The organism is Actinomadura violacea, from assembly GCF_017573465.1.
Classification (GTDB): domain Bacteria; phylum Actinomycetota; class Actinomycetes; order Streptosporangiales; family Streptosporangiaceae; genus Spirillospora; species Spirillospora violacea.
In genome coordinates this window covers 81440-103809 of sequence record NZ_JAGEPF010000039.1, presented here as the reverse complement: position 1 = coordinate 103809, position 22370 = coordinate 81440, and the positions used below count along the sequence as shown (strand labels likewise).

The following is a 22370-nucleotide window of genomic DNA, read 5'->3' as shown; positions in this document are numbered from 1 at the left end:
GATATCCGAGCGGGCATTGGCCATCACCGAGACGGTCCTGGGCCCCGACCACCCTGACGTCGCCGTCCGCCTGGGCAACCTGGCCGCCACCTACGCCGATCTGGGACGGCCCGCCGAGGCACTGCCGATATCCGAGCGGGCATTGGCCATCACCGAGACGGTCCTGGGCCCCGACCACCCTGACGTCGCCGTCCGCCTGGGCAACCTGGCCGCCACCTACGCCGATCTGGGACGGCCCGCCGAGGCACTGCCGCTGGAAGAGCGGGCATTGGCCATCACCGAGACGGCGCTGGGTCCCGACCACCCTGACGTCGCCAACCGGCTGGGCAACCTGGCCGCCACTCACCGCGATCTGGGACGGGCTGCCAAAGCGCTGCCGCTGGAAGAGCGGGCGTTGGCCATCACGGAGACGGCGCTGGGCCCCGACCATCCCACCGTCGCCATCCGGCTGGGCAACCTGGCCGCCACCTACACCGCTTTGGGGCGGGCCGCCGAAGCGCTCGAAGCGATCAGGCGAGCTGAACAATGCGCATTGGCTGCACTCGGGCCGGAACACCCCACGACGCAGTCAACTCAGTGGTACGCCGACCACTTGAGAGATCTGTTCGGAGTTGCTGACTGAAGGGAAGCTGTACAGCACGCAAGTACAGCAACGCGAGCGCACAGACACTAAAGCGAACACGTGTCGACGCACGCTGTACCTGGAGGCAGTGGTGGGAGATGCGGGGGTGCCAGTGGTTCGCATCCAGGTGTTCACCGGGTGGAGGTACGCGCCTCGAACACCAGGCACCTGCGCCGACCTTGAGGCACCGTCTACCTTGGCAGACGTCCCGTGAGCCGGATGGTCGCCAGTTCTGGAAAGCGAAAGGTCGGCGGTTCGACCCCGCCCCTGCCTACACCTCGTGACGAGCGAGAGCATCTCGGAGCGGTGATCGGTTCCGGGCCTTTGAGTTGGACTGCGAGGTGCCTATTCGTGGACGGCCCTCGGCGTGCTCGGCATGAGTTTCAGCGCGCCGTGGGGGACGCTGACGCACAGCGCCGTGGGAGCGAGCACGGTCAGGGCCCCGAGCAGGCTTGCCAGCAGGGAGTGCGCAATGCCCATACCGGTCGCCACGGTCGCAAGAAACACGTAGACCATGGCAAGCGCTCCGGCAACGGCCGAGGCGACGAGCCACTTGGCGACGAGACGTCCCTTTTTCGCGGCCATCTCTGCGATAACGCTGGCCGGCAGGAACAGCAGCGGCACCAAGACGACGCCCACCACGCCGGCAAGCAGCACCAGGAAAGGCCCCGCAAGTGGACCGCCGGTGTCCGCATCGGCGACGACTGCGCACGCGAGCAGACCGGCGTAGATGACGACGCCCTGCACGACGAACGCCGCGCAGGCGACCACCGCACCGAGCAGGTGCCGGCCGGCCTTCACGAACATAGTCTCCCCCTGCGGTCACGCCCCGATCAGCACCAATGCGCGAGGCCTAAGCAGGTCGCCGGTTCGCACCCTGCCACCGGCCACGGACGCCCGGATTGTGATCGTATCGAACGGTTGTCGTAGTCGGCGGGGACGACCGGTGTCGCAGTCGAGCACCCGAGGCGGCCGATGGCAGACGGGCGATCGTCGGGACGAGGGCCGCGCCCTCGTATCGTCCGTCCGCTGGAGGTGGGACGACGGTGGGCGGGGAGATCAGCGCGCGCAAGTACGTCATGCCCGTGTGTTAGAAGGTATTGCCGACCCCCTGGAGGAATCACGTGCGGCTTCACTTCGATGGCCTGTACGCCGAGCAAGGCCAGACGTACACCTCGTTCCTGCGCTTCTTCCCCGCAGGGGAGGGCATGGCCGCATCGGTCGAGCATGATCTCCCGTTGGAGGAAACCGTCGTTTCGGTGGCCTCGTGGCTGCTCCCCGACCACCCCCTTGCGTCCCGTGGTCCGTACTCGGTGGAGGGCAACGTTCTGTCGTTCGATGCGACGTCCAAGGAAGGGATGGTCGAATACCTCGGCGTCATCGCGCCGCACGGCATGGAGCTATGCCTGCATTCGCACAGCCACATCAACGGCCACAGGGCCTACGGCGTTTACCGGTACCAGCGCCTTTCCATCTCCTAGCAACACCAGGAGGTGCGGGGTGCGGGTGGGCGCGGCGAGGGATTCGGCCGCTCCTGGCCGTCCAACTCCCGCTATACGGAGATCAGTGGTTTCCGGTTGTGGATGGGCGGCCACGCTTGCTGACCGGGCTCGAAGCCTGACCCCGCCGCTAATGGCAACTTCCGGCTCGGATGATGGTGGATGCGGCCCTACGGGTCGACTTTTCCTTGTGCCGTCCCTTGGTTACCTTCGAAGGTATGGACGAGGCGGAGGCGAGTGGGCGGGTCTGGCGGGACCAGGTGCGCCGGCGAGTGACCGCAGAGCAGGACCGGGACGCCTTGGCCCGTCTCATCGAGTACGACGCCGACCCGTTCGAGGTCGAACTGTACGAGCTGGCGGCCGACCCGCGGACGTTGGTCATCGACCGCGCCCAGCGGCGGCACGCCGGGCAGCATGAGCGGCATGTTCGGCGGTTGAAAGAGCGAGGTCGGCGGTTCGACCCCGCCATTACCTGGTGATCTGGTGGCGCTACTCGGAGCGTCGTCTCGCAATCGCAGATCACCGCGGCGTCGGGCCGTCTGCAGGCGGGCAGCATGTCGGGAGGGGCTGCCCGCCTTTTGCGTTGGGTCAGGTGTTGTCCGTGGGGTGACGCGGCGACAGTTGCAGGACGTAGCCGTCGGGGTCGCCGATGAACGCGGTGGGCAGCCCGTCCGCGCCGGTGAACTGCATCAGCAATTCCCCGCCCGCCTCCTGAGCGGCGCCGATGACCGTCTGGAGTGCGGTGGTGTCGGCGACGTCGAACCCGATGTGGTCGACGCCCCCTGAATCTCCAGGTCGGCGCGTCTTGCCGCTTGCCCGGTCCAGGTCCCTGCCCGCGGCCTGCAAGGCCAGCACGTCCTGTGCTCCAGGGGTGGCCAGGAAGGTGATCTCTTTGGTGACCTGCTTGATCCGCATGCCGAGCGCCTCGGTGTAGAACCGCACGGACTCCGGCACGTCGCTCACCACCAGGTTGACGTGGTTCAGTCCCAGCGTCGCCGGCTGCACGGCTTCGGCCGAGGTCGGGATCGTCGTCATGGTCTGCCTCCTCTGCTTCCGGACCGCCGCTCGGTCCATGCGGCTAGGCTGCGACTTGAACCGCGGTTCAAGTCAAGGCCGGGCCGGGGAAGGGAAAGCGCGCCATGGACGACGCTCGTCAGCGCTTGCTGGACATCGGCGAAGTCGCCGAGCGCGCCGGTCTGGCGCCATCGGCTCTGCGGTTCTACGAGCGCAAGGGCCTGATCAGCCCCGCCGACCGCGCCGGGCTACGCCGTGTCTACGCCCCCGACGTCCTGGACACTCTCGCGCTCATCAGCGCCGCCCGCGCCGCCGGCTTCGCCCTCGCCGAAATCGCCGAACTCCTGGCCGCCCGCCCCGGCGACCGGGACCTGCGCCGCCGGCTGGCGGCCAAAGCCGACCAGCTCGATCAGCGCATCACCCAACTCACCGCCATGCGCGACAGCCTCCGGCACGCCACCGCATGCCGCCACGCCCCCCTCACCACCTGCCCGCACTTCCTCCGCTCCATCCGAGCCACCTAGACGGCCTGCAACAGCCGGGGCCTCGCAAAGCGGGTCTAGTTCTCGTGCTCGCCGTCGGGGTCGCAGTACTCGATGTCGTCGGTCGGGGAGAACTTGCCGATGAGCAGGCGCCGGACGAAGGCGCCGCCTTTGGGCACCTCGTCGGCGTCGACCTCATAGGTGAACTGCTGGCCCTGACGCAGACGGCGGCCGCTGATCGTCACGGGACGGCGCACGACGTAAACGGCGCCCCAGGGGCAGCAGTAGTAGCTGCCCAGCAGCTTGCCATTGGAATTCTTGGCGTAGTCGATGGCGCCCTTCTGCTTGGCGGCATCGATCTCGGCCTGGATGCGCAGGGTGGCCGCCGGGGCCGGGTCGAACTCCCAGAGTTCCTTGACGGATTGGCGGGCACGGGGGTCCTTGCGCCATTTGGCGCGTTCGCGCGGCGAGGTCAGGCACCAGGGGTCGAAAGACGGGGACTTCGGGGTCACGTGCTGAGGAGCGACCGCGCCGATCTCGCCGCTCTCGTAGTCGGCGATCAAGGCGGGCATGGCCGTGAGCTGGCCGAGATGGTGATAGGACTCCAGGGCATGTTGCAGGCGCTGTTCGATCGCCTCATGCAGCCCGGGTTCGGGATCGGCTTCCAGCAGTCCCTCGGCGTAGTCGGCGGCGGTGGCCGCGTCGGCCGCCAGCTGGCGGAGCCGGCGCAGGTCGGCACCGTGCTCGTCGGCGTCCTGGACGGTGTTCTGGAACGTCCCCAAGGCCACCTCGGCGTGTTCCCTGATCGCCCGGGTCGCCGCGAGCATGCCGCGCAGGTGCGGCAGCGGGCACGGGTCGGCCTCCGCCCACTCGGGCAGGTCCGCCGGGAGCCTGACGACCTCGCCGACCGCGAAGGTGTCGTTGCCCGCGGCCTGCCGGGCACGTGACGTCCATGCCTCGACCTGGTCGAAGCATGCCGACACCTGGGTGTGGGTCACCGGCGGGACGTAGCCGGCCGTTCTGGGATCGGCGGCGTAGTCGGCGTCGAGCAGGTGTTCGCCGATGGACTGCAGCACGAAGGCATTCCAGGAGCACAGCAGCTGGCTGGAGATTCCGGGCTCGACGTGCCAGAGGTTCGCGCCGTCGGCGGCGAGCTTCTGGCGGAGCGTTTCGGCGTTCTGCATCTCGCCATAGGCGAAGCCACCCGCGCGGCGGAACGATTCCAGGGTGTCCGCACGTACTTCGCCCTTCAGCTTGGCCGCGACCCGGACCAGCAGTGCGGGCTTCCCCGACGACTCTCCGTCAATGCCCATGACAAATCCCCCTGGATGTTCGCCGGCGCCTCGCCGAGAGTCTAGACATCAATGATCTTTAAGGGAGAGAACCGTCGGCATTTCGGCCGCCTGCACCGCTGGGGGTGCGGAGGCCGTTGACGAGGATCGACAGCAGGCGGGGGCCCCGGGCGTCGAGTTCGGTGTCGTCGAGACGTGACAGCCAGCTGATGAGGACGATGACGTCGCGGGCTTCGGCGTCGGGGCGGACGCTGCCGGACGAGCGGCCGGCGGCCAGCAGCAGTTCCACCGCTTCGCCGATCGGCCCGAGGCTGTGAGCGGCGAGGTCGCGCCATGTCGCCGCCTCGATGGCGGCGAACACGTCGCGCTTGACCCGGGCGTAGGCGGCGACGCGGTCGAACCAGGCCGCCAGCGCGTCGAGGGGCCGGTGAGCCGCCAGCAGACGCGGTGCCTCGGCCACGAGTTCTTCCACTTCGCGGCGGTACACCTCGGCGAGGAGGTCTTCGCGCGTCGGGAAGTGCCGGTACAGCGTGCCCTGGCCGATGCCGCAGGCCTTCGCGACCGCGTTGAGCTTCAGCTCGCCCGGTTCGCGCACCAGTTCGCGGGCTGCTTCAAGGATCCGTTCGCGGTTGCGCTGCGCGTCGGCACGCCGGGTCGCGCTGCTTTTGACAGAAGCGGACATGTGTCCGCTATCGTGGTCGTCGTAACCGGACATGTGTCCCATTCTACCGCGGAGGTCTTCATGACCGTTCAGGGCAAGGTCATCGCCGTCACCGGCGCCAGCAGCGGGATCGGCGAGGCGACGGCCCGCCACCTCGCCTCACTCGGCGCGGCCGTCGTCCTCGGCGCCCGCCGCACCGACCGGCTGGACCGGCTGGTCGCCGAGATCGAGGCCGACGGCGGCGCGGCGGCCGCGGTGCGCGTCGACGTCACCGATCCCGGCGACCTCCAGGCGCTCGTCTCTCTCGCCGTCGAGCGCTTCGGCCGGCTGGACGTCCTGGTGGGCAACGCCGGCATCAGCAAGATCAGCCCCGTCGCCGACCTGGACGTCGAGGGCTGGTCGGCGATGGTGGACGTGAACGTCAAGGGGGTCCTGAACGGGATCGCGGCGGCCCTGCCGGTGTTCCGCCGGCAGGGCGGTGGCCACCTGGTCACCGTCGTCTCGACGTCCGGCCTGAAGATCGTTCCGACTCAGGCGGTGTACGCCGGGACGAAGAACGCGGTGCGCACCCTTCTGGAGGCCCTGCGCCAGGAGAGCACCGACGGGGTGCTGCGGACGACGTCGATCTCCCCGGGCTACGTCCGCACCGAGCTCATCGACAACGCCGTCGACGACCCGGCCGTGCGCGAGCAGGCCAGGCGGAACATGGTCGACCTCGGCATCGACCCGGCGGCGGTGGCACGGGCGATCGCCTTCGCCATCGACCAGCCCGAGGACGTCGAGATCGGCGACCTGACCATTCGGCCGACCCGGCAGGGCTGAGCGGGGAGTCAGACGTCGGACTCCAGGGCGAACGTGTTGCCGTCCGGGTCCTGGAACCATGCGATGCGTCCGCCGCCGGCCCGAGGGCTGATGCCCTTGGCGTCGTGTTCGAACTGGTCATAGCGGACGAACTCGACGCCGGACGAGGTGAGTTCGTCAACGATCCGATCGATGTCGTCGACGTACCAGGTGGCCAGTGTCGCCGAGGTCTCCCCGGCGGTGGCCGACTGGTACACGTTCAACGCCGGGCCGCCACCCGACTCGTACACGCGGCTGCCATCGGCGATGTGCGCGCTCGGGCCGGATCGCAGAGCCCGGAGGCCGAGTCTGCCTTCGTAGAACGCGACCGCCTCCCGTATGTCGGAAACGGCCACGTAAGTCCTGAGTTCATACGCGCTCAAGGGCATGAACCACCCTCTCACGAACACGAGCAGCGGATCGCGGCACGTCAGCGCGGGGTGAGCAGGCAGAACTCGTTGCCCTCGGGGTCGGCGAGGACCGTCCACGGGGCGTCGCCCTGGCCGATGTCGATGTCGGCGGCGCCGAGCGCCCGCAGGCGCGCCGCCTCCGCCGCGTGATCGTCGCCGGGGTAGGGCCGGACGTCGAGATGGACGCGGTTCAGTCCGGTCTTCACGTCGGGCGTGCGGACGAACTCGAGATAGGGGCCGATGCCGGCGGCCGAGCGCAGCCTCGCGAGATCGTCGGCCGCCTCGTGCACGATCCAGTCCGTCGCCTCGCCCCAGAAGCGGGCCATGGTCCGCGGGTCCGCGCAGTCGACCACCACCGCGGCGATCGGCCCGGTGTCCCGGTAGATCGACCGGGGCTCCAGCACGCAGAACTCGTTGCCCTCGGGGTCGGCGAGGACCGTCCACGGCACGTCGCCCTGGCCGATGTCGGCGGGCGTCGCGCCGAGGTCCTGAAGGCGCGCGACCAGGTCCGCCTGATGGTCCGCCGAAGCGGACGCGAGGTCGATGTGGACGCGGTTCTTCACGGTCTTGGGGTCCGGGACGCGAAGGACGTCGATGCAGACGGCGGAGGGGTCGGGATAGGCGAAGTCCTTGGGTTCGAGGTTGGTCACGCCGGGTCCCTCGCTGGCGACGCCCCAACCGAGGACATCCGCCCAGAACCGCCCGAGTGCGGAGTCGTCCCGGGCCTTCATGCTGATCTGCACCAGCCGCGTCGCCATGCTGCCGATCCTATGGGCGTGCGGGTGACACGGCTGGTCCAGGTCAGTACGTATGGCCTGGCCAGTGCGGGTCGTCCCAGCGGGCCGGGCCGTTCAGGCCGAGCAGGCGGACGCGTTGGAGGAGTGCGTCGTGTCCCCGGAGGCGTCCGGGGGCCTCCCGGATAAGCCAGACCACGAGCTCGGCGCGCGCCGACGCTTCGGACCCCCAACTGCACCATGGCAGAACGTCTCCGAGGAGGTCGTACTCCCATTTCTCTATCGCCTCCGCCAGGTGCCGATCGGCCGCCGGGGTACGCGACATCTCCCAGGCGGTCAGCCACGGGGTGAGAGTGTCCGAGGCCTCGGCGAGAAAGGCGAAGACCTCGAATGCGGGGATCGCGGGATCGGGCGCCGTGAGGGTGTGGGCCCACCATGCGTCGAGGAACCACTGGACCGCGGACGATTGGCCGGAGGACCACTGGCGCCACTCCCCATGCGCGAGGAAACGTCCGGCGTCCTCGAAGCCGATCTTGGGCTCGACTGCGCCGTCGACCAGGGCCGCGGCGAACTGCGGAAGGATCCGGCGCACCACGGACGCGTGGTCGCTCCACCCGGGAGCCCACCAAGTGCGGCGCAGCAGATCGGGATCGAGCGGGACGTCCGCCGTCTTCAGAAGCGCCAGTTCGTTCGCGCTGCCCCAATGGCATTCGCAGTTGTGCTCATCGGGAGCGGCGGTCATTCCGCGGAAGGCGGCGGCCAAGCCGTCCAGTGCGGCCTGGAGTCGCGGTCCGGGGGGTGTCCGGTCAGGGCTCGTCATGGGCGTTCGCCTTCAGGGACTCCGCGCCTTCTCACCGGCCGAAGATCGGAAGCCTACCGGCTCGCCGGAGCGAGAAGCCAGGACCGCTTCGTCAGGTGATGCCGAACAGGGGGAGGCAGTTGTTCGGGGTGGTGACGGTGACGGGTGGGCGGGGGCTTGATTGCCAGTCGCTGCGTGACAGTCTCAGGCGTTGCGAAATGACGGTCCGGCCGTTCAGGACGTCGCGGGCTATTCCGTCCGGGCGGTAGCCGAGGTTGCGGGAGATCTTCAAGGGCGCCGGGTTGTCGGCGAAGGACGCGGTCGTGGCCTCCAGGCATCCGAGTTCGGTGAACGCGAAGTGCAGGACGGCGGCGCGCATTTCGGTTCCGAAGCCGTGGCCGTGATGGTCCAGGCCCAGCCAGGAGCCGGTGGTGATCTCGCGTCTGAGCGCGAAATCCCGGGCTCGCATGTCCTGGACGCCGACCGGCCGGCCCCGGTGGAAGACCGCGAGTTCCAGTGCCCATTCCTGGGGGCTCCAGGTGCCGAGGCGCTGCCAGTGCTGCTGGATGACGTAGCGGCCGCGGTCGGTCGGCGGGCGGTCCGTCCACGGGGTGAGGAATGGCATTTCGCCGGGTGGATGGACGCCGCGGGCGGCCAGGTCGGCGAGTTCGGCCAGTTCCTCCTCCGAGGGGAGCCGCAGTTCGAGCCTGGGGGTCGTGAGACGGATGCCGCGCAGGGGCCAGTAGTCGGTCAGCACGCGCGACATTGTGCGGTGATGGTCAGCGGGAACGCACCTGGTTTAGGGGCGGGGGCACCGGCGGGGGAGGGCCACCTTGCCCGGGGTGTGCTTGAAGGTGTTCATCACCAGCCACTCGTCCAACTCGGGGTCGAAGAGGTTCTGGACGCCGAACTGGAGGACCTGCCAGAAGGTCGTGGGGTCGCGTTGGTCGACGTAGACATCGCCGAGGGCGAGGGGGAACCGCAGGTACTTGCCCGGAGGCAGTTTCGGCGCGACGATGCCGGTCCGCCAGTGGTCGACGCGGCGGGCGGGGTGCCGTTGCAGGATCTCGCGGCCGACGAACCGGGACTTGGCGAGTTGCTGGTTCAGGGTGTCCAGGTTGAAGCCCGGGATGCGCGAGCATGTGTGGTCCTTGAGACCGGGCCATTTGTAGGTCAGCGTGTAGAGGGAGTTCCGGTAGATGAGGTTCGTGAACCAGATCGGGTAGCGCGGGCCGCCGGCGATCATCTGGCTGTCGCCGTTCCGTCCGGTCCAGGTGAACGGGACGGTGATGCCGAGGTCGCGGACGATCCATTTGCCGCTTCCGTGGAAGTTCCGCGGCAGCCTCGGCGGAGCGGGCTCATGGTCCGCGGCGGATGCCGGGGAAAGGGTCGAAGCCGCGGCCATGACGGCGAGTGCGGCTGATGTGGCGGCTCTGCGTGCGCGGTTCATGGCCTCTCCTTCCCGGCGCCGACTTGTGCACCGTCCCCGGCATCGGAGAGGGGGAAGACCATGAGCGGGTCACGGTCTGATCTTGTCCGTTCAGCGGCGGCCGGTGGGGCGCTTCGGGGGCGACTCGGCCTCTTCGGAGAGGACCTCGACGATCCGCTGCCGGACCTGGGCGAGGTGGTCGACGAGGTGCTTCTCGGCGGCCTCGGTGTCGCCGCGGGCGGCCTGGCGGGCCAGTTCGCGGTGGCCGCCGCCGTGGTCCTCGACGCGGAGCGTGAGCAGGTAGCGGCCGACGCGGTTGCGGAGGTCCTCGATGAGCTCGACGGTGACGGGGTTGTCCTCGGTGGCGTACAGCTCCCGGTAGAAGGCGACCCGGTCGTCGACGGACGGGTTCTCGTCGAGGGCGGCGCCGAGGTCGCGGAGCCGCGCGGCGCGGGCGGAGGTCATGCTCGCGATCGACTTGCGCAGCGCGTGCGTCTCCAGGAGGCGGCGCAGCTCGTAGATCTCCCTGACCTGCTCGACGGTGAGGGTGCGGACGACCGCGCCGCGGTGCGGGTGGAAGGTGACGAGATCCTCGGCCTCGAGCTGCATGAGGGCCGTGCGCACCGGGATCCGGGAGACCCCGATGCGCTCGGCCAGCTCCTCCTGGCGCAGCCACTCGCCGGGCGCGAGGATCCCGGACAGGATGCACTCGCGGATGATCTCGTAGACCATCTGGCCCACGGTGCTGTACCGGCTGGACAAGCGTTCAGCCACGTCGGCGACGAGGTCCGTGTCGCGCGTCCGCCGGGTCACGGCCGCTCCTCAGAGATGGATCATGGATTCTGGATACAGTCTAGCCGTCAGCGCAGGCGCGGGAGGACCTGCGTGCCGATGAACTCGATCTGCTCGAACCAGCGGGCGAACTTGAAGCGGAAGTCGAAGACGAGGTGGTCGACGCCGACCTCGGCGAACTTCTTCACCTCGGCGACGACGTCGTCCGGGTCACCGGCGATGAGCTGGCCGGAGAGGTCCTCAACGGTCTCGAACCGGCCGGACGGCGGCTTCACCGCGAACTTCGCCTTGTTCGACCAGGCCAGCAGGCCGGGGACGTTCACGTCGCGGAGCGCCTCCTCGCGGGTGGCCTCCACGGACGTCGGCGGGATCACCGCGACGGTCGGCATCGGGCGGCCCTTCTCGGCGGACAGTCCGCGCATCGTCTCCACGCGTTCGGCCATGGTCGCGAGGGAGATCCGGCCGGGCATCCAGCCGTCGGCGAACTCGACGGCGAGGCGCGCGGAGCGCGGCGTCGCGCCGCAGTACCAGAACGGCACGGGCCCGCCGAGCGGCTTCGGTTCGACGGTGATGTTGGAGAAGGAGAAGTTCTCGTCGGCGTAGTCGACGTCGTTCTCGGTGGCGAGCCGGCGCAGGATGTGCGCGTTGGAGCGGACGAGCGACACCCGGTCCCGGTCGCCCCAGCCGATCGCCTCGAACTCGTGGTCGAAGGTGCCGGCGCCGACGCCGAGGATCAGCCGGGGCCCGACGAGCCGCGTCATCGTGCCGGTCATCAGCGCGGTGACCAGCGGGTGCCGGAACGGGATGAGCGAGCCGGTGCCGAGCCCGATCCGCTCGGTGACGGCGCCGATCGCGGTCAGCGTGGTCAGCGCGTCGTAGAACTCGCGGTTCGGCTTCTCCATCTCGCCGTGCGGTTCGAAGACCAGGTGGTCGCGGACCCATACCGAGTCGAATCCGAGTTCCTCGGCGCGACGGGACCCGCCGAGCAGCTTCTCGCGGTCGGCGTGCTCGCCGAAGTGGGGCAGCAGCAGTCCGAACTTCACGCCAACCTCCCGTGGCCGGGGACGCCCACGACGTCTCCCCCGGCGTAGACCTCGGTTCCGCGGACGAGCGTCCGCTCGATCCGCATCCGGCAGGTGACCCCCTCGTAGGGGGTCCAGCCGCATTTCGACAGCACGCCGTCCTCGGTGATCTCCATGGACGCATCCGGGTCGGCGATCACGATGTCGGCGTCGTGCCCGGGGAGCAGCGCGCCCTTCCGGCCGGCCAGGCCGAAGTGCCGGGCGGGGGCCTCCGCGACGAGCTGCGCGACGCGTTCGACGGGCAGTTCGCCGCGCGCGGCGGCGTCGAGGAGCAGCGGGTAGTAGTACTGGATGCCGGGCGTCCCGGTGTGGGCGCTCCACATCTTCGTCCAGCCGATGTCCTTCTCCTCCCGGGTGTGCGGGGCGTGGTCGGAGGAGCAGACGTCGATCGTCCCGTCGCGGAGCCCCTCCCAGACCGCGGCGCGCGCGTCGTCGGGGACCCAGTACGAGAGCGCGTACGGGCCGAGCCGTTCGACGTCGTCCCAGCGGGCGAGGAACAGCGCCCAGTGGTTGACCTCGCAGGTCACGTCGACGCCGCGGGCCTTGGCGCGGCGGACGGCGTCGATGGAGCGGCGCGTCTGCATGTGCGCGAGGTGGATCGGGCAGCGGGCGGCCTCGGCGAGGCGGAGGACGACGTCGATCGCGGTGTCCCAGATGACGCCTTCGCGTTCGGCGTAGGCGCGGGCGTAGGCCTGGGGGGTGTTCTCGCCGCGCTCCCAGTAGGCGCCCTCGATGTAGTCCATGAGCGCCTGGTCGTGCGGGTGGATGATGAACCGCTTCCCGGTGGCCGCGATGGTGTCCATCATGCGGAGCAGGTCGCCGTGGTCGTGCATGCCGGTTCCGGCGGGGTGCGGGTAGGTCCGTCCGGTGTCGACGACCATGTAGACCTTGAACGCGCGGACGCCGCGGGCGGCCATGAGGGGAACCTCGTCGGGCAGGGTCGCGGCGGGGTTGTGGTTGTAGTCCACCATCGACGACGCGGCGTACCGGGCGAGGACGTCCTCCAGGGCCTTGTCGGTGCTGGTCGGCGGGTCGAGGTTCGGCATGCCGAAGATCGTGGTGACGCCGCCGGCGGCGGCCTGGCGGGCCGTCGACTCGATGTCCTCCTTGTGCGTGAAGCCCGGTTCGCGGGTGTGCACGTGGACGTCGATCATGCCGGGCAGGACGAGCCTCCCGGACGCGTCGATCTCCCGCGCGGCGCCGGGCGTCGGGACGGCCCGGTCGACGAGCCCGGTGATCCGGCCGCCGGTGACCAGGACGTCCGCGGCGAGCTCGCCGGCGGGGGTGATCACCCGTCCGCCGCGGATCCGCAGGTCGGGGTCACTCATCGGCGGCCTCCGGGACGTCGAGCAGCTCGCGGCGGGCCCCTGCGTCATCGCAGGTGTCGATCACGACGTGGGCGGGGCCGAGGTGGCGGTCGAACCAGTCGACGATGCGCGGTGTCGTGGTCGTCCAGTACCGGTCGTAGGCGGCGTAGTGGGTGGTGTGCCGCTGCATGATCAGCTGCTTGGGGCCGCGGGCCGCGGCGTGGATCCGCTCGGCGTGGTCGGTGGGCGTCGTCGCGTCGCCCTCGATGCCGATGACCAGCAGCGGCGTCGTGAGGGCCGCGGCCGCGTCGGCGGGCCGGTAGGCGAGGATCTCCTCGACGGCGGGCGCGAACTCGACCGCGGTCGGGATCCGGCCGTCCACGTCCGCCTTGACCTTGGTCGCGCGCCGCTCCCGCGTCGGGACCATGATCTCCTCGCGCGGGTGGACGGTGCGTCCCTTGCCGGTCAGCACCCGGTCGCGCCGGTCCGCGCGGACGCTCGCCAGGAAGTCGAGCCATTCCGACTCGCTCCGCATCCGGTGCAGCCAGTCGGCGCCGTCGGCCACCGGGAGCTGGCTCACCGCAGCGCGGACGAGCGGGTCGGCGGCGGCGAGGAGCACGGCGTTGCCGCCGCCGGTGCCGCCGCTGCCGAAGACGCCGATCCCGTCGGGGACGACGTCGTCGCGGCTGTCGAGGTAGGCGACCGCGCTGCGCAGGTCGGCCAGCTGCCGGGCCGGGGAGAGCACGCCGCGGTCCCCTTCGGAGTCGCCGAAGCCCCGGTAGTCGAAGACGAGCACGGCGAAGCCGGCGTCGGTGAGGGCCTCGTGGTAGCGGACGTAGAGCTTGGCGTCCTTCAGCCCGAGCCAGCCGGGTCCCTGCACGATCGCGCGGTAGGGGCCGTCGCCGGCGTCGGGTGTTCGCCACAGCGCGCTGATCCGGTCACCTTCGCTGTACCAGCCGATCTCTTCGGTGCGCATACGCCTTCCCATGCGTGTGGGCCGGGCCCTGATGACCCGAAGCACGCCTAGCGTGAATCTTGTATCCAATCCTTGTCAATGGTGCGGCGCGATCGACTGATGGATCACGCCCGGCCCTTGCAAGACGAGCCCTTGTATGCCTGTCACAAGCGAATATCGGAGGCATTGACGCGCTGGCGAGGGCGTGAATAACGTAGCCAACTAGGGTCCGCCTGCACGGCAGGGCCCGGAACGGAGCACTCATGGCGAACGCCTCCGCCCCCGATCCGCCGACGAGCGACGCCCGTGGAACCGGGCCGCAGGAGCTGCCATGAGGGCGGTGCGGGTCACCGGAGGGCCGGAGACGCTCGCCGTCGCCGACGTCGCCGTCCCCGAGCCCGGCCCCGGCGAGGTGCTGGTCGAGGTCCACGCGGTCGGCGTCAACCAGCTCGAACGGCAGGTGATGGCCGGTGCGCGGCTGGGCGGCGAGCCCGCCGCGCTGCCCCGCACGGTCGGTATCGACCCGGTCGGCGTCGTCGTCGCCGCCGGCGGCGGGCCGGCGGACGAGCTGCTCGGCCGCCGCGTCGCGGTGAAGCCGAACCTGCCCTGCGGCGACTGCCGGTTCTGCCGCGAGGGACGGGAGGCCGACTGCACGGACCAGACCGTCCTCGGGGTCCACCGGGACGGGGGCGCCGCCGAGTACGCGGCGGTGCCGGCGCGCGCGGTGTTCCCGCTCCCCGACGGCGTGCCGTTCCCGGTCGCGGCGGCCGCCGTGCACAGCGTGCCGATCGCGCTGCACATGATCCGGCGCGGCGGCGGCGTGCGGCCCGGCGACGCCGTCCTGGTGACGGGGGCGACCGGCGCGCTGGGCTGCGCCGCGCTCCAGGTGGCCACCGCGCTCGGCGCGCGCGTCATCGCCGGCGCGCTGGAGGGCGAACCGACCGGCGAGCTGCGTGATCTGGGCGCCGATGCCGTCCTCACCTATGGCGTGCGGGAGGTCGCCGGCCTGCCCGGGGCCGTGCGCGCGCACGTCCCGGACGGCGTGCGCCTGCTGATCGACGCGACCGGCAGCGGCCCGCTGATCGAGGCGGCGCTGGACGCGCTCGGCTGGGCGGGCCATGCGGTGTTCGCCGCGGCGCTCCCCGGGGCCGCCGTCACCGTCGAGTCCCGCCCGTTCTACGCGCGCCGCCTCACCCTGCACGGCTGCGCCGCGGCCGACAACGCGGACATGCGCGACGGGCTCGCGCTGCTCGCGGGCGGGCGGGTCAGCCCGCCGGTCACCGCCGTGCACGGGCTGGAGCAGGCCGGTGCCGCGTACGCGCACGCCGGCCGCAGGGACCACCTCGGCAAGGTGGTGCTCCGCGTCCGTCCGGAACCCGGTGCCCGACCCGAGAAGGAGCGTTGATGCCCGCCCCCCTGGACGACGTCCGCGTGATCGAGATCGGCCGGTACATCTCCGGGCCGTACGCGGCGAAGCTGCTCGCCGACCTCGGCGCCGACGTGATCAAGGTCGAGTCGCCCGACGGCGATCCGATGCGGCGCTGGCAGGGCGGCGGCGACCGGCCGTACAGCCCCCAGTTCGGCGCCTACAACCGCGGCAAGCGCGGCGTCACGCTCGACCTGCGGTCACCGGACGGCCTCGCGGACCTGCTGCGGCTCGCCGGAGACGCGGACGTGCTGATCGAGAACTTCCGTCCGGGCGTCGCGGACCGGCTCGGCTTCGGCTGGGAGCGGCTGCGCGCGCGCAACCCGCGCCTGGTCTACTGCTCGATCACCGGTTTCGGCCCGGACGGTCCGTACGCCAAGAGGCCCGCCTATGACACGGTCATCTCCGCGTTGGGCGGGATGTACGGGCACCTCGTGCCGCTGGACACACCGCGTCCCGTAGGGCCGGCCTTCTCCGACCTGCTGTCGGGCATGTCGGCGGCGCAGGGGATCCTCGCCGCGCTGCACGCCCGATCGAGCACCGGTGAGGGGCAGCATGTGGAAGTGTCGATGCTCGGCGCGCTTACCGACTTTCTTACCGAGGCCGTCTCGACATACCTGGAAACGGGCACGGTGGTGGCGCCCGGCACTCGCGCCGCGCGCGCGCAGGCGTACGGCTGTGTCGGTTCCGACGGCCTCCCGTTCGTCGTCCACATGTCGGTACCGGAGAAGTTCTGGCGCGGGCTGCTGGACGTCATCGAGCGTCCCGACCTCGCCGACGACCCGCGGTTCGCGACCCGCGAGGCGCGCTACCGCAACTACGACGCGCTCGACGCGATCCTCAAGGCCGAGACCGGCAAGCACCCGCGCGACGAGTGGTTCGAGCGGCTGACCGCGGCCGACATCCCGCACGGCGCACTGAACACCGTCGCCGGCCTCGCGCAGGACCGGCAGGTCCGCCACCTCGGCCTGATCGACGACCACGAGACGGTGCCGGGCACCCGGTTCTCCGCGTGGGAGCGGGACCGGCCGGCGCCCGCCCCGGACCTCGGGGCGCACAACACGGAGGTGCTCGATGCGTGACGACCTGGTGGCCATCGATGTGCACACGCACCCGCAGACCGAGGAGTTCCTCGCCGCGATGGGCGCCCGCCGCGCGCAGATGGGCTCGCACTTCGGCAAGGAGCGGCGGCCGGTGTCGTTCGCCGCGCAGGCGGACGCCTACCGGGACCGCCGCATGATGGCGGTCATCGTCAACTCCGACGACGAGACGCAGTCGGGCGTCCGCGGCGCGCCCAACGACCTGCTGGGACGCGCCCAGGCCGACCACCCGGACGTGTTCATCGCGTTCTGCGGCATCGACCCGTGGAAGGGGAAGGCGGCGATCGAGGAGATCCGGCGCTGCGCCGAGACCTACGGCGTGCGCGGGGTGGGCGAGCTGAACCCGGCGCGGCAGCGGTTCCATCCGAACGACCGGCGCTTCTACCCGATCTGGGAGACGTGCGCGGAGCTCGGGCTGCCGGTCATGTTCCATGGCGGGTTCCCCGGCGGCGGCGCCGGGACGCCCGGCGGGATGGGATACAAACTGGAGTACGCCCGTCCCGTCCCCTACCTGGACGACGTGGCCGCCGACTTCCCCGAGCTGAAGGTGATCAGCGCGCATCCGGCGTGGCCGTGGCACCTGGACAATCTCGCTGCCTGCTGGCACAAGTCGAACTACTTCATCGACCTGTCGGGCTGGGCGCCGAAGTACTGGCCGGCGGAGGTCGCGCGCTACGCGAACAGCATCGTCACCGACCGGGTGCTGTTCGGGACGGACTGGCCGGTGCTGGACGCGGAGCGGTGGATGAAGGAGTTCGACGCGCTGGAGTTCAAGGAGGCGTCGCGGCGCAAGATCCTGCTCGACAACGCCCGCGGATTGTTCGGGATCTGACATGGCCGAGATCGTGGGGATCTACGGGGTCCCGCACAACCCGCTGCTCTGGCGCACCCTCGCCGCCGACCCGCTGCCCGACGACCTGCGCGCCACCGCGGACGGGTTCGCGCGGCTGCGCGCACGGCTGGCGGAGGCGCGGCCGGACGTCATCGTCACCGTGTCGACCGACCACCTCACCCAGTGGTTCTACGACAACATGCCGTCGTTCCTGGTCGGGAAGGCCGAGCGGGTCCCGGTGACGTTCTGGGCGGAGGAGCGCGAGTTCGGGCTGCCCAAGGCGGAACTGCGCGGCGATCCGGAGCTGGCCCGCGCGCTGCTCGCGGGCGGGATCGAGCGCGGCGTGGACTTCGCCGCGTCCGACGAGTTCACCGCCGACCACAGCGTGCTCGTCCCGCTGCTCTACCTGCGGCCGGACCTGGACCTGCCGGTCGTCTGCGTGTTCACCAACTGCATGGCGCCGCCGCTGCCGACGCCCGCGCGGTTCTTCCGGGTCGGCGAGGTCGTCAGGGAGACGATCGAGGCGCTCCCCGGCGGGCGGAGGGTCGCGGTCGTCGCCAGCGGGCACCTCGCCACCGAGGTCGGCGGGCCGAAGCACTTCGCCGGCTCCCCCGACCGGGACTTCGACGCCTGGGCGGTGGAGCTGCTGCGCAAGGGCGCCGTCGAGGAGGCCGTCCGGTCGCTGACGTTCGACCGGCTGCTCGCCGCGGGCAACGTCAGCCACCAGTTCCTGAACTTCCTGGTCACGATGGGGGTGGCGGGCGGCGCGCCGGCCCTGCACGCCGACGGCGCGGTGTCGCGCTTCGCCACGTCGCCGTTCTTCGAGTGGGCGGTGTGATGGGCGCTTACGACATCGACAAGTTCATGCGGGCGGTCAACATGGACGCCGACCGGCTACGCGCCTACGTCGCCGACCCGGCCGCATTCACCGCCGAATGGGTCGCTGCGGGGGCGCGCGGCCCCGGCTCAGAGCACCGCTCCGGGGGGATCCTCGACGAGCGGGAGCAGCGCGCGTTCCAGGAGCGCGACTATGGCGCGCTGTACGGGATGGGCGCGCATCCGTACCTGCTGTGGAGCTTCGCGGAGGCCGTCTGGGTGCCGGAGATCAGCCGTCCCGACCTGGTCGAACGCTTCCGCCGGGCCGCCGCCGCGCACGGCTACCCCGACTTCGCGACCTGACCTGCGGGAACGGAAAGGGGCGCCGGCGGCAGGCCGGCGCCCCTTTCCGTTCCCGCTCAGCCGATCGTCGTGATCCTCGGCGCGCGCGACCACGCGGTCTTCGGCCGGGGCGCCTTCTCGCCGTCCACGTAGACGGCGTCGACCTGCTCGTCGAAGAAGCAGACGAGGTTCTCGATCTTCGGGCACTCCGGGATCGGATACGGATAGGCCCAGGCCACGTCGTGCATCAGCCGGTCGCCGGCGCGCACCGACCAGTAGACCGGACGGCCCTTGTACGGGCACTGCGACGACGTCGGCGACGGCTGCAGCATGTCCATCCGGACGTCCTGCTTCGGGATGTACCAGCGCGGCGGGATGTTCGTCTCGACGAGCAGCCGGGGACGGCGCGTGTCGGCGACGACCTCGCCCAGCACCACGACCTCGATGTGCCGCGAGCTGTTCAGCACGTCCACCCGGTGGTACGGGTCCCTCGGGTGTCCGTAGATCTCGTCGTCCTCCTCGAACCAGGCGTCCATGGTCTTCCAGTAGAAGGCGATGTGGCCGGCGATGCCCGGGGCGCCCGGCGGCGCGTCCTCGAACGTCCAGGCGGCATCGCGGATCTCCCGCTCGCCCACCCGCAGGCCGAAGAACCGCGCCTTCCCCTTGACCGGGTCGTCGCGCGTCTTGCCGGACGGCGTGAGCAGGTCGGTCCGCACGTCCTCGGCGGGAAAGTAGTAGACCGGCATGTGCCGGGACTCCAGGAGGAGTCGGGCGCGGCACGAGTCGGCGACCGCCACGCCGCCGCAGTAGGCGCGGACCCGTTTGGGCGTGGGCTCCGCCTTCACCGTGTAGTCCACCTGGCGGGCGGCCTCCCGCTCGATGACCCGGTCCTCCAGCGGCTCGTCGAACAGTTCGGGCATGGTCACTCCTTCGGCTTCGCCTGGATCTCGATCTCGATCTTGACCTTGGAGCCGATGAGCACGCCCCCGGTCTCGAGGGCCTGGTTGTAGGTGACGCCCCACTCCTCCCGGTCGAACTCCGCCTCCGCCGAGAACACCGCCTTCCGGTTCCCCCAGCCGTCGGCGGCGGCGCCCTGGAACTCGACGTCCAGCGTCACCGGACGGGTGATCTCGCCGATCGTCAGGTCGCCGTCGACCAGCCAGTGGCCGCCGCGCGGGCGCACGCCGGTGCTCCGGTACGTCATCCGCGGGTGCGCCTCGGCGTCGAGGAAGTCGCGTCCCCGCAGGTCGCGGTCGCGGGCGGGCATCCCGGTCTCGATGCTCGCCGTCTCGATGTCGACGGTGACCGCGGAGTCCTCCGGACGGTCCGCGACCGTGACGACGCCGGCGAACCGCCGGAAGTGCCCCCGCACCTTCGAGATCACCAGGTGCCGCACCACGAACGCGAGCGAGCTGTTCCCGCCCTCGAACACCCACTCGCCGGGCACCGGCACCTCCCGCCCGTCCACGGTCCGGGTCAGGTCCCCCATTCAGCCCTCCTCGGCGCCGGCCGCGGCGCGGCTCTGCCCATCGGCCGCGGCGCGGCTCTGCTCATCAGCCGCGGTGCGGCTCTGCTCGGCGAACCGGACGATCCCCGCCTCCCGGTCGTCCTCCGTCATCTGCTGCCACATCGGGAAGTCGTCCCGGACGACGCTGTGCTCGCAGATCTTCCCGTCGCGGAACCGCAGGAAGTGGACGTGCGGCTGGCTCACGAACCGGCCCGTCGCCGGGATGCCGAACAGGCTGCCGCCGGTGTTGTACGCGGTGAACGTGCCCCTGAGGACGACCATGTCGCCCTCCGCGACGGCGGACTCGATCTCGAACTTCGCGTCGGTGAACAGCAGCTGGAACGCGCGCCGGACCATCTTGGCGTTCTCGAAGCCACGGTCCTTGCCCGGCTCGGAGGCGCGGTTCCAGTAGTCCTCGGTGTGGTACTTGCGGAAGTGCTCGGCGAACTCCTCGCCGTCCGGGTCGACGTCCGCGCCGATGTCGCGCCCCCAGATCGCCAGGGCGATCTCCTTGTTGCGCTCGGCGATGGGATCGGTCATAGGGGTTCTCCTTCTCATCGTGCCGCCCGGTCCGGGACGGGCGAGGCGGCGGTGACCACGGGCGCGGCGGGTTCGGCGGGCGCCGCGGGGACGGTGGCCGCGAGGGTGCGGGCGGACGTGCGGCGGGTCGTCAGCAGGCGCAGCCCGTAGCCCGCGACCAGCACGCACACCGTGAAGATGACGGCCATCGCGGCGCCCTGGCCGGGCGCGTAGAGCTGCGCGGACTCCGGGTCGATGCGGCTGTAGAGGTACCAGGACAGCGGGCGCGACTCGGGCGTCGCGAGGAACGCGGGCAGGGTGAACTCGTTCGCGCCCATGATCACCATCTGGATCCAGGCGCCGAACGCGGCCGGCATCAGCAGCGGCACCACGATGCGGCGGAACACCGCGAACCGGCTCGCCCCCGCCGCCGACCCCGCGTCCTCCAGCTCCGGGTTGATCTGCAGGACGGCGCTGTAGGAGATCCGGTAGGCGACCGACACCCGGTACGAGTACGCGAGGACGAGCACCCAGATCGTCCCCATCAGCGGCACCCACCGGTTGAGCGAGCTGTAGAGCAGGAACGCCGAGAAGCCCACCATCGTCGCGGGGATCGCCAGCGACGACGACGCCAGCGCGTCGAGCGCGCGCATCCGGCGCCGCTTCCCGGGCGTGCGGGCGGTCGTGTACGCCACCACCATCGCGACGGCCACGGCGAGCGTCGCGCTGGACACCGCGATGACGGCCGTCCGGCCGAGCGACGCCCAGAACTCGTGGTCGCCGAGCGCCGCGGAGAACGCGCCGCCGGTGAGGTGGTGCGTCAGGTTCGACCAGGTGACCGGCATCGCGTACGGCGTCACCGCCGACCAGAGCAGCGCGAGCAGCGGCAGGATCGTCGTCGGCACCAGGTAGAGCGCGACGAGGGCGAGCGCCGCGTACCGGAACCGTCCGAGCGGCAGCCGCACCGGCCGGTAGTCCTTGCCGGTCACCGCGGCCCGGCGGTCGGCGCCGCGCGTGGCCCAGAGGTAGACCCGGAACAGCAGCACGACGATGACCAGGAAGTTCGCGCTGTACGCGGCGGCCAGCCCGTAGCGGGGCAGCTCCCCCGTGCTGGGCGTGATGATCTTCCACAGCTTGAGCGAGAAGATGTGCCCGCCCTCCTGCTGGCCGAACAGCAGCGGGACCTCCAGGTTGCCGAACAGCAGCATGGCCAGCAGGACGACGACGCCGAGCGTGCCCGGCCACAGCATCGGCAGCGTGACGCGGCGGAACGTCTGCCACGCCGACGCCCCGCTGGCGCGGGCCGCCTCCTCGTGCGACCGGCCCATGTTCTGCATGATCGGCATGAGCAGCAGGAACGGGAACGCGACGTTCGCCAGCCCCTGCACGACCGTCATCGTCGCGAAGTCGAACGGGTCGATCGGACCGCTGCCGTGGCCGCCGAGGCCGGCGGCGCGCAGCATCTGGTTGAGGACGCCGGACTTCGGCGCGAGCATCAGCAGGTAGCCCTGCGCCCGGACGATCGGCGGGATAACGAACGGCACGATGACCGCCATCGTGATCACGTTGCGTCCCGGCAGGTCGGTGCGGACGACCAGCCACGCCAGCCCCCACGCCGCGAGGACCGCGACCAGCGTCGATCCGCCGACGAACAGCGCGGTGTCGCGCAGCGTGCGGAGCAGGTCGCCGCCGAGCCCGCCGTACAGGTCGGCGAAGTTGTGCAGGCCCCAGCGCGACGAGGGCAGGCCGAAGGGCAGGTAGGTGCCGCGGACGGCGCTGACGACCTGCACGGCGAGCGGGATCACCAGCAGGTAGACCATGACCAGGACCGCGACCGCGGTGGCGGCCCGCATCCCGGAGCCGCCGCCGGGCCCCCCGCGGAACCCGCCGCGGAACCTACGGCGGTCTCT

The 22370-nt window shown here is 70.8% G+C and carries 27 protein-coding genes; 10 read left to right on the top strand and 17 right to left on the bottom strand.

Translation table 11 applies throughout. The features are described from left to right. Window positions 1–622: tetratricopeptide repeat protein (locus J4709_RS45895; protein WP_208251778.1), on the top strand; the 622-nt coding region annotated here is incomplete at its 5' end. Between the two features lie 345 nt (window positions 623–967). Here the strand turns inward: J4709_RS45895 and J4709_RS45890 are convergent. Continuing rightward, entirely contained in the window at window positions 968–1429 is a 462-nt protein-coding gene (locus J4709_RS45890; RefSeq protein WP_208251777.1) for a hypothetical protein, read from the bottom strand. A 317-nt stretch (window positions 1430–1746) separates the two neighbouring features. On the opposite strand from J4709_RS45890, the gene J4709_RS45885 reads away from it, so the two are divergent. Further along, on the top strand, window positions 1747–2103 hold the full coding sequence (locus tag J4709_RS45885) for a hypothetical protein (RefSeq protein ID WP_208251776.1): 357 nt from the start codon (window positions 1747–1749) through the stop codon (window positions 2101–2103). A gap of 236 nt (window positions 2104–2339) precedes the next feature. Continuing rightward, the gene (locus J4709_RS45880; RefSeq protein ID WP_208251775.1) at window positions 2340–2600 is read left to right on the top strand and encodes a hypothetical protein; all 261 of its coding nucleotides are present in this window, start codon (window positions 2340–2342) and stop codon (window positions 2598–2600) included. Between the two features lie 109 nt (window positions 2601–2709). On the opposite strand, the gene J4709_RS45875 is transcribed toward J4709_RS45880, so the two are convergent. Beyond that, on the bottom strand, window positions 2710–3156 hold the full coding sequence (locus J4709_RS45875; RefSeq protein WP_208251774.1) for a VOC family protein: 447 nt from the start codon (window positions 3154–3156) through the stop codon (window positions 2710–2712). Between the two features lie 104 nt (window positions 3157–3260). Between J4709_RS45875 and J4709_RS45870 the strand changes: the two genes are divergently transcribed. Beyond that, window positions 3261–3659, top strand: a complete 399-nt coding sequence (locus J4709_RS45870) for a MerR family transcriptional regulator (protein WP_208251773.1) — start codon at window positions 3261–3263, stop codon at window positions 3657–3659. A 35-nt stretch (window positions 3660–3694) separates the two neighbouring features. Here J4709_RS45870 and J4709_RS45865 read toward each other — a convergent pair whose 3' ends face one another. Beyond that, window positions 3695–4930, bottom strand: coding sequence for a hypothetical protein (locus J4709_RS45865; RefSeq protein ID WP_208251772.1), 1236 nt, complete (start codon window positions 4928–4930; stop codon window positions 3695–3697). Window positions 4931–4988: 58 nt separating this feature from the next. Then, complete coding sequence (locus J4709_RS45860) at window positions 4989–5624, bottom strand: TetR/AcrR family transcriptional regulator (protein ID WP_232385065.1); 636 nt, start codon at window positions 5622–5624, stop codon at window positions 4989–4991. Window positions 5625–5651: 27 nt separating this feature from the next. Here J4709_RS45860 and J4709_RS45855 point away from each other — a divergent pair, with 27 nt between their 5' ends. Beyond that, complete coding sequence (locus J4709_RS45855) at window positions 5652–6392, top strand: SDR family oxidoreductase (RefSeq protein ID WP_208251771.1); 741 nt, start codon at window positions 5652–5654, stop codon at window positions 6390–6392. An 8-nt stretch (window positions 6393–6400) separates the two neighbouring features. Here J4709_RS45855 and J4709_RS45850 read toward each other — a convergent pair whose 3' ends face one another. From J4709_RS45850 to J4709_RS45810, 9 genes are all read right to left on the bottom strand, one after another. After that, window positions 6401–6793, bottom strand: a complete 393-nt coding sequence (locus tag J4709_RS45850; RefSeq protein ID WP_208251770.1) for a VOC family protein — start codon at window positions 6791–6793, stop codon at window positions 6401–6403. 47 nt (window positions 6794–6840) lie between these two features. Next, window positions 6841–7578, bottom strand: coding sequence for a VOC family protein (locus J4709_RS45845; RefSeq protein ID WP_232385064.1), 738 nt, complete (start codon window positions 7576–7578; stop codon window positions 6841–6843). A gap of 43 nt (window positions 7579–7621) precedes the next feature. Beyond that, the gene (locus J4709_RS45840; protein ID WP_208251769.1) at window positions 7622–8374 is read right to left on the bottom strand and encodes a hypothetical protein; all 753 of its coding nucleotides are present in this window, start codon (window positions 8372–8374) and stop codon (window positions 7622–7624) included. A 91-nt stretch (window positions 8375–8465) separates the two neighbouring features. Further along, window positions 8466–9110, bottom strand: coding sequence for a GNAT family N-acetyltransferase (locus tag J4709_RS45835; RefSeq protein ID WP_307802095.1), 645 nt, complete (start codon window positions 9108–9110; stop codon window positions 8466–8468). A gap of 42 nt (window positions 9111–9152) precedes the next feature. Then, window positions 9153–9803: a hypothetical protein gene (locus J4709_RS45830; protein ID WP_208251767.1), complete on the bottom strand. Its 651-nt coding sequence runs from the start codon at window positions 9801–9803 to the stop codon at window positions 9153–9155. Window positions 9804–9893: 90 nt separating this feature from the next. Next, the gene (locus tag J4709_RS45825; protein WP_208251766.1) at window positions 9894–10595 is read right to left on the bottom strand and encodes a GntR family transcriptional regulator; all 702 of its coding nucleotides are present in this window, start codon (window positions 10593–10595) and stop codon (window positions 9894–9896) included. Window positions 10596–10642: 47 nt separating this feature from the next. Continuing rightward, window positions 10643–11617, bottom strand: a complete 975-nt coding sequence (locus tag J4709_RS45820; RefSeq protein ID WP_208251765.1) for an LLM class flavin-dependent oxidoreductase — start codon at window positions 11615–11617, stop codon at window positions 10643–10645. After that, entirely contained in the window at window positions 11614–12984 is a 1371-nt protein-coding gene (locus tag J4709_RS45815) for a dihydroorotase (RefSeq protein WP_208251764.1), read from the bottom strand. Before J4709_RS45815 ends, J4709_RS45820 begins: the two co-directional genes overlap by 4 nt. Beyond that, window positions 12977–13939, bottom strand: coding sequence for an alpha/beta hydrolase (locus J4709_RS45810; RefSeq protein ID WP_208251763.1), 963 nt, complete (start codon window positions 13937–13939; stop codon window positions 12977–12979). The genes J4709_RS45815 and J4709_RS45810 overlap by 8 nt, the downstream gene beginning before the upstream one ends. Before the next feature lie 310 nt (window positions 13940–14249). Between J4709_RS45810 and J4709_RS45805 the strand changes: the two genes are divergently transcribed. The 5 genes from J4709_RS45805 to J4709_RS45785 are packed head-to-tail and all read left to right on the top strand — an operon-like array spanning window position 14250 to window position 18455. Continuing rightward, window positions 14250–15323: an alcohol dehydrogenase catalytic domain-containing protein gene (locus tag J4709_RS45805; protein WP_208251762.1), complete on the top strand. Its 1074-nt coding sequence runs from the start codon at window positions 14250–14252 to the stop codon at window positions 15321–15323. Further along, window positions 15323–16426 (top strand): CaiB/BaiF CoA transferase family protein, encoded by a 1104-nt coding sequence (locus tag J4709_RS45800; RefSeq protein ID WP_208251761.1) that lies wholly within the window; start codon window positions 15323–15325, stop codon window positions 16424–16426. Before J4709_RS45805 ends, J4709_RS45800 begins: the two co-directional genes overlap by 1 nt. Next, window positions 16419–17276, top strand: coding sequence for an amidohydrolase family protein (locus J4709_RS45795; protein WP_208251760.1), 858 nt, complete (start codon window positions 16419–16421; stop codon window positions 17274–17276). The genes J4709_RS45800 and J4709_RS45795 overlap by 8 nt, the downstream gene beginning before the upstream one ends. 1 nt (window position 17277) lies before the next feature. After that, window positions 17278–18114, top strand: a complete 837-nt coding sequence (locus J4709_RS45790) for a DODA-type extradiol aromatic ring-opening family dioxygenase (protein WP_208251759.1) — start codon at window positions 17278–17280, stop codon at window positions 18112–18114. Further along, the gene (locus tag J4709_RS45785; RefSeq protein ID WP_208251758.1) at window positions 18114–18455 is read left to right on the top strand and encodes a hypothetical protein; all 342 of its coding nucleotides are present in this window, start codon (window positions 18114–18116) and stop codon (window positions 18453–18455) included. The genes J4709_RS45790 and J4709_RS45785 overlap by 1 nt, the downstream gene beginning before the upstream one ends. 56 nt (window positions 18456–18511) lie before the next feature. Here the strand turns inward: J4709_RS45785 and J4709_RS45780 are convergent, their stop codons facing one another. Genes J4709_RS45780 through J4709_RS45765 form a run of 4 tightly spaced genes read right to left on the bottom strand, consistent with a single transcriptional unit; the run spans window position 18512 to window position 22313 of the window. Further along, the gene (locus J4709_RS45780) at window positions 18512–19354 is read right to left on the bottom strand and encodes a DUF427 domain-containing protein (protein WP_208251757.1); all 843 of its coding nucleotides are present in this window, start codon (window positions 19352–19354) and stop codon (window positions 18512–18514) included. Between the two features lie 2 nt (window positions 19355–19356). Continuing rightward, a complete protein-coding gene (locus J4709_RS45775; RefSeq protein ID WP_208251756.1) occupies window positions 19357–19923 on the bottom strand; it encodes a YceI family protein in 567 nt (188 codons plus the stop codon). Then, window positions 19924–20481: an ester cyclase gene (locus J4709_RS45770; RefSeq protein ID WP_208251755.1), complete on the bottom strand. Its 558-nt coding sequence runs from the start codon at window positions 20479–20481 to the stop codon at window positions 19924–19926. It lies immediately after the preceding gene. A 14-nt stretch (window positions 20482–20495) separates the two neighbouring features. After that, window positions 20496–22313: an ABC transporter permease gene (locus tag J4709_RS45765; protein ID WP_208251754.1), complete on the bottom strand. Its 1818-nt coding sequence runs from the start codon at window positions 22311–22313 to the stop codon at window positions 20496–20498. Window positions 22314–22370: the final 57 nt, after the last annotated feature.

What these genes read in the sequence shown, in the direction of transcription:
- J4709_RS45865 (WP_208251772.1), bottom strand. Translation starts at nt 4,930, where the DNA reads ATGGGCATTGACGGAGAGTCGTCGGGGAAGCCCGCACTGCTGGTCCGG.
- J4709_RS45880 (WP_208251775.1), top strand. Translation starts at nt 2,340, where the DNA reads ATGGACGAGGCGGAGGCGAGTGGGCGGGTCTGGCGGGACCAGGTGCGC.
- J4709_RS45790 (WP_208251759.1), top strand. Translation starts at nt 17,278, where the DNA reads ATGGCCGAGATCGTGGGGATCTACGGGGTCCCGCACAACCCGCTGCTC.
- J4709_RS45800 (WP_208251761.1), top strand. Translation starts at nt 15,323, where the DNA reads ATGCCCGCCCCCCTGGACGACGTCCGCGTGATCGAGATCGGCCGGTAC.
- J4709_RS45765 (WP_208251754.1), bottom strand. Translation starts at nt 22,313, where the DNA reads ATGCGGGCCGCCACCGCGGTCGCGGTCCTGGTCATGGTCTACCTGCTG.
- J4709_RS45860 (WP_232385065.1), bottom strand. Translation starts at nt 5,624, where the DNA reads ATGTCCGGTTACGACGACCACGATAGCGGACACATGTCCGCTTCTGTC.
- J4709_RS45770 (WP_208251755.1), bottom strand. Translation starts at nt 20,481, where the DNA reads ATGACCGATCCCATCGCCGAGCGCAACAAGGAGATCGCCCTGGCGATC.
- J4709_RS45795 (WP_208251760.1), top strand. Translation starts at nt 16,419, where the DNA reads ATGCGTGACGACCTGGTGGCCATCGATGTGCACACGCACCCGCAGACC.
- J4709_RS45780 (WP_208251757.1), bottom strand. Translation starts at nt 19,354, where the DNA reads ATGCCCGAACTGTTCGACGAGCCGCTGGAGGACCGGGTCATCGAGCGG.
- J4709_RS45830 (WP_208251767.1), bottom strand. Translation starts at nt 9,803, where the DNA reads ATGAACCGCGCACGCAGAGCCGCCACATCAGCCGCACTCGCCGTCATG.
- J4709_RS45810 (WP_208251763.1), bottom strand. Translation starts at nt 13,939, where the DNA reads ATGCGCACCGAAGAGATCGGCTGGTACAGCGAAGGTGACCGGATCAGC.
- J4709_RS45785 (WP_208251758.1), top strand. Translation starts at nt 18,114, where the DNA reads ATGGGCGCTTACGACATCGACAAGTTCATGCGGGCGGTCAACATGGAC.
- J4709_RS45890 (WP_208251777.1), bottom strand. Translation starts at nt 1,429, where the DNA reads ATGTTCGTGAAGGCCGGCCGGCACCTGCTCGGTGCGGTGGTCGCCTGC.
- J4709_RS45875 (WP_208251774.1), bottom strand. Translation starts at nt 3,156, where the DNA reads ATGACGACGATCCCGACCTCGGCCGAAGCCGTGCAGCCGGCGACGCTG.
- J4709_RS45855 (WP_208251771.1), top strand. Translation starts at nt 5,652, where the DNA reads ATGACCGTTCAGGGCAAGGTCATCGCCGTCACCGGCGCCAGCAGCGGG.
- J4709_RS45805 (WP_208251762.1), top strand. Translation starts at nt 14,250, where the DNA reads ATGAGGGCGGTGCGGGTCACCGGAGGGCCGGAGACGCTCGCCGTCGCC.
- J4709_RS45775 (WP_208251756.1), bottom strand. Translation starts at nt 19,923, where the DNA reads ATGGGGGACCTGACCCGGACCGTGGACGGGCGGGAGGTGCCGGTGCCC.
- J4709_RS45870 (WP_208251773.1), top strand. Translation starts at nt 3,261, where the DNA reads ATGGACGACGCTCGTCAGCGCTTGCTGGACATCGGCGAAGTCGCCGAG.
- J4709_RS45815 (WP_208251764.1), bottom strand. Translation starts at nt 12,984, where the DNA reads ATGAGTGACCCCGACCTGCGGATCCGCGGCGGACGGGTGATCACCCCC.
- J4709_RS45840 (WP_208251769.1), bottom strand. Translation starts at nt 8,374, where the DNA reads ATGACGAGCCCTGACCGGACACCCCCCGGACCGCGACTCCAGGCCGCA.
- J4709_RS45845 (WP_232385064.1), bottom strand. Translation starts at nt 7,578, where the DNA reads ATGGCGACGCGGCTGGTGCAGATCAGCATGAAGGCCCGGGACGACTCC.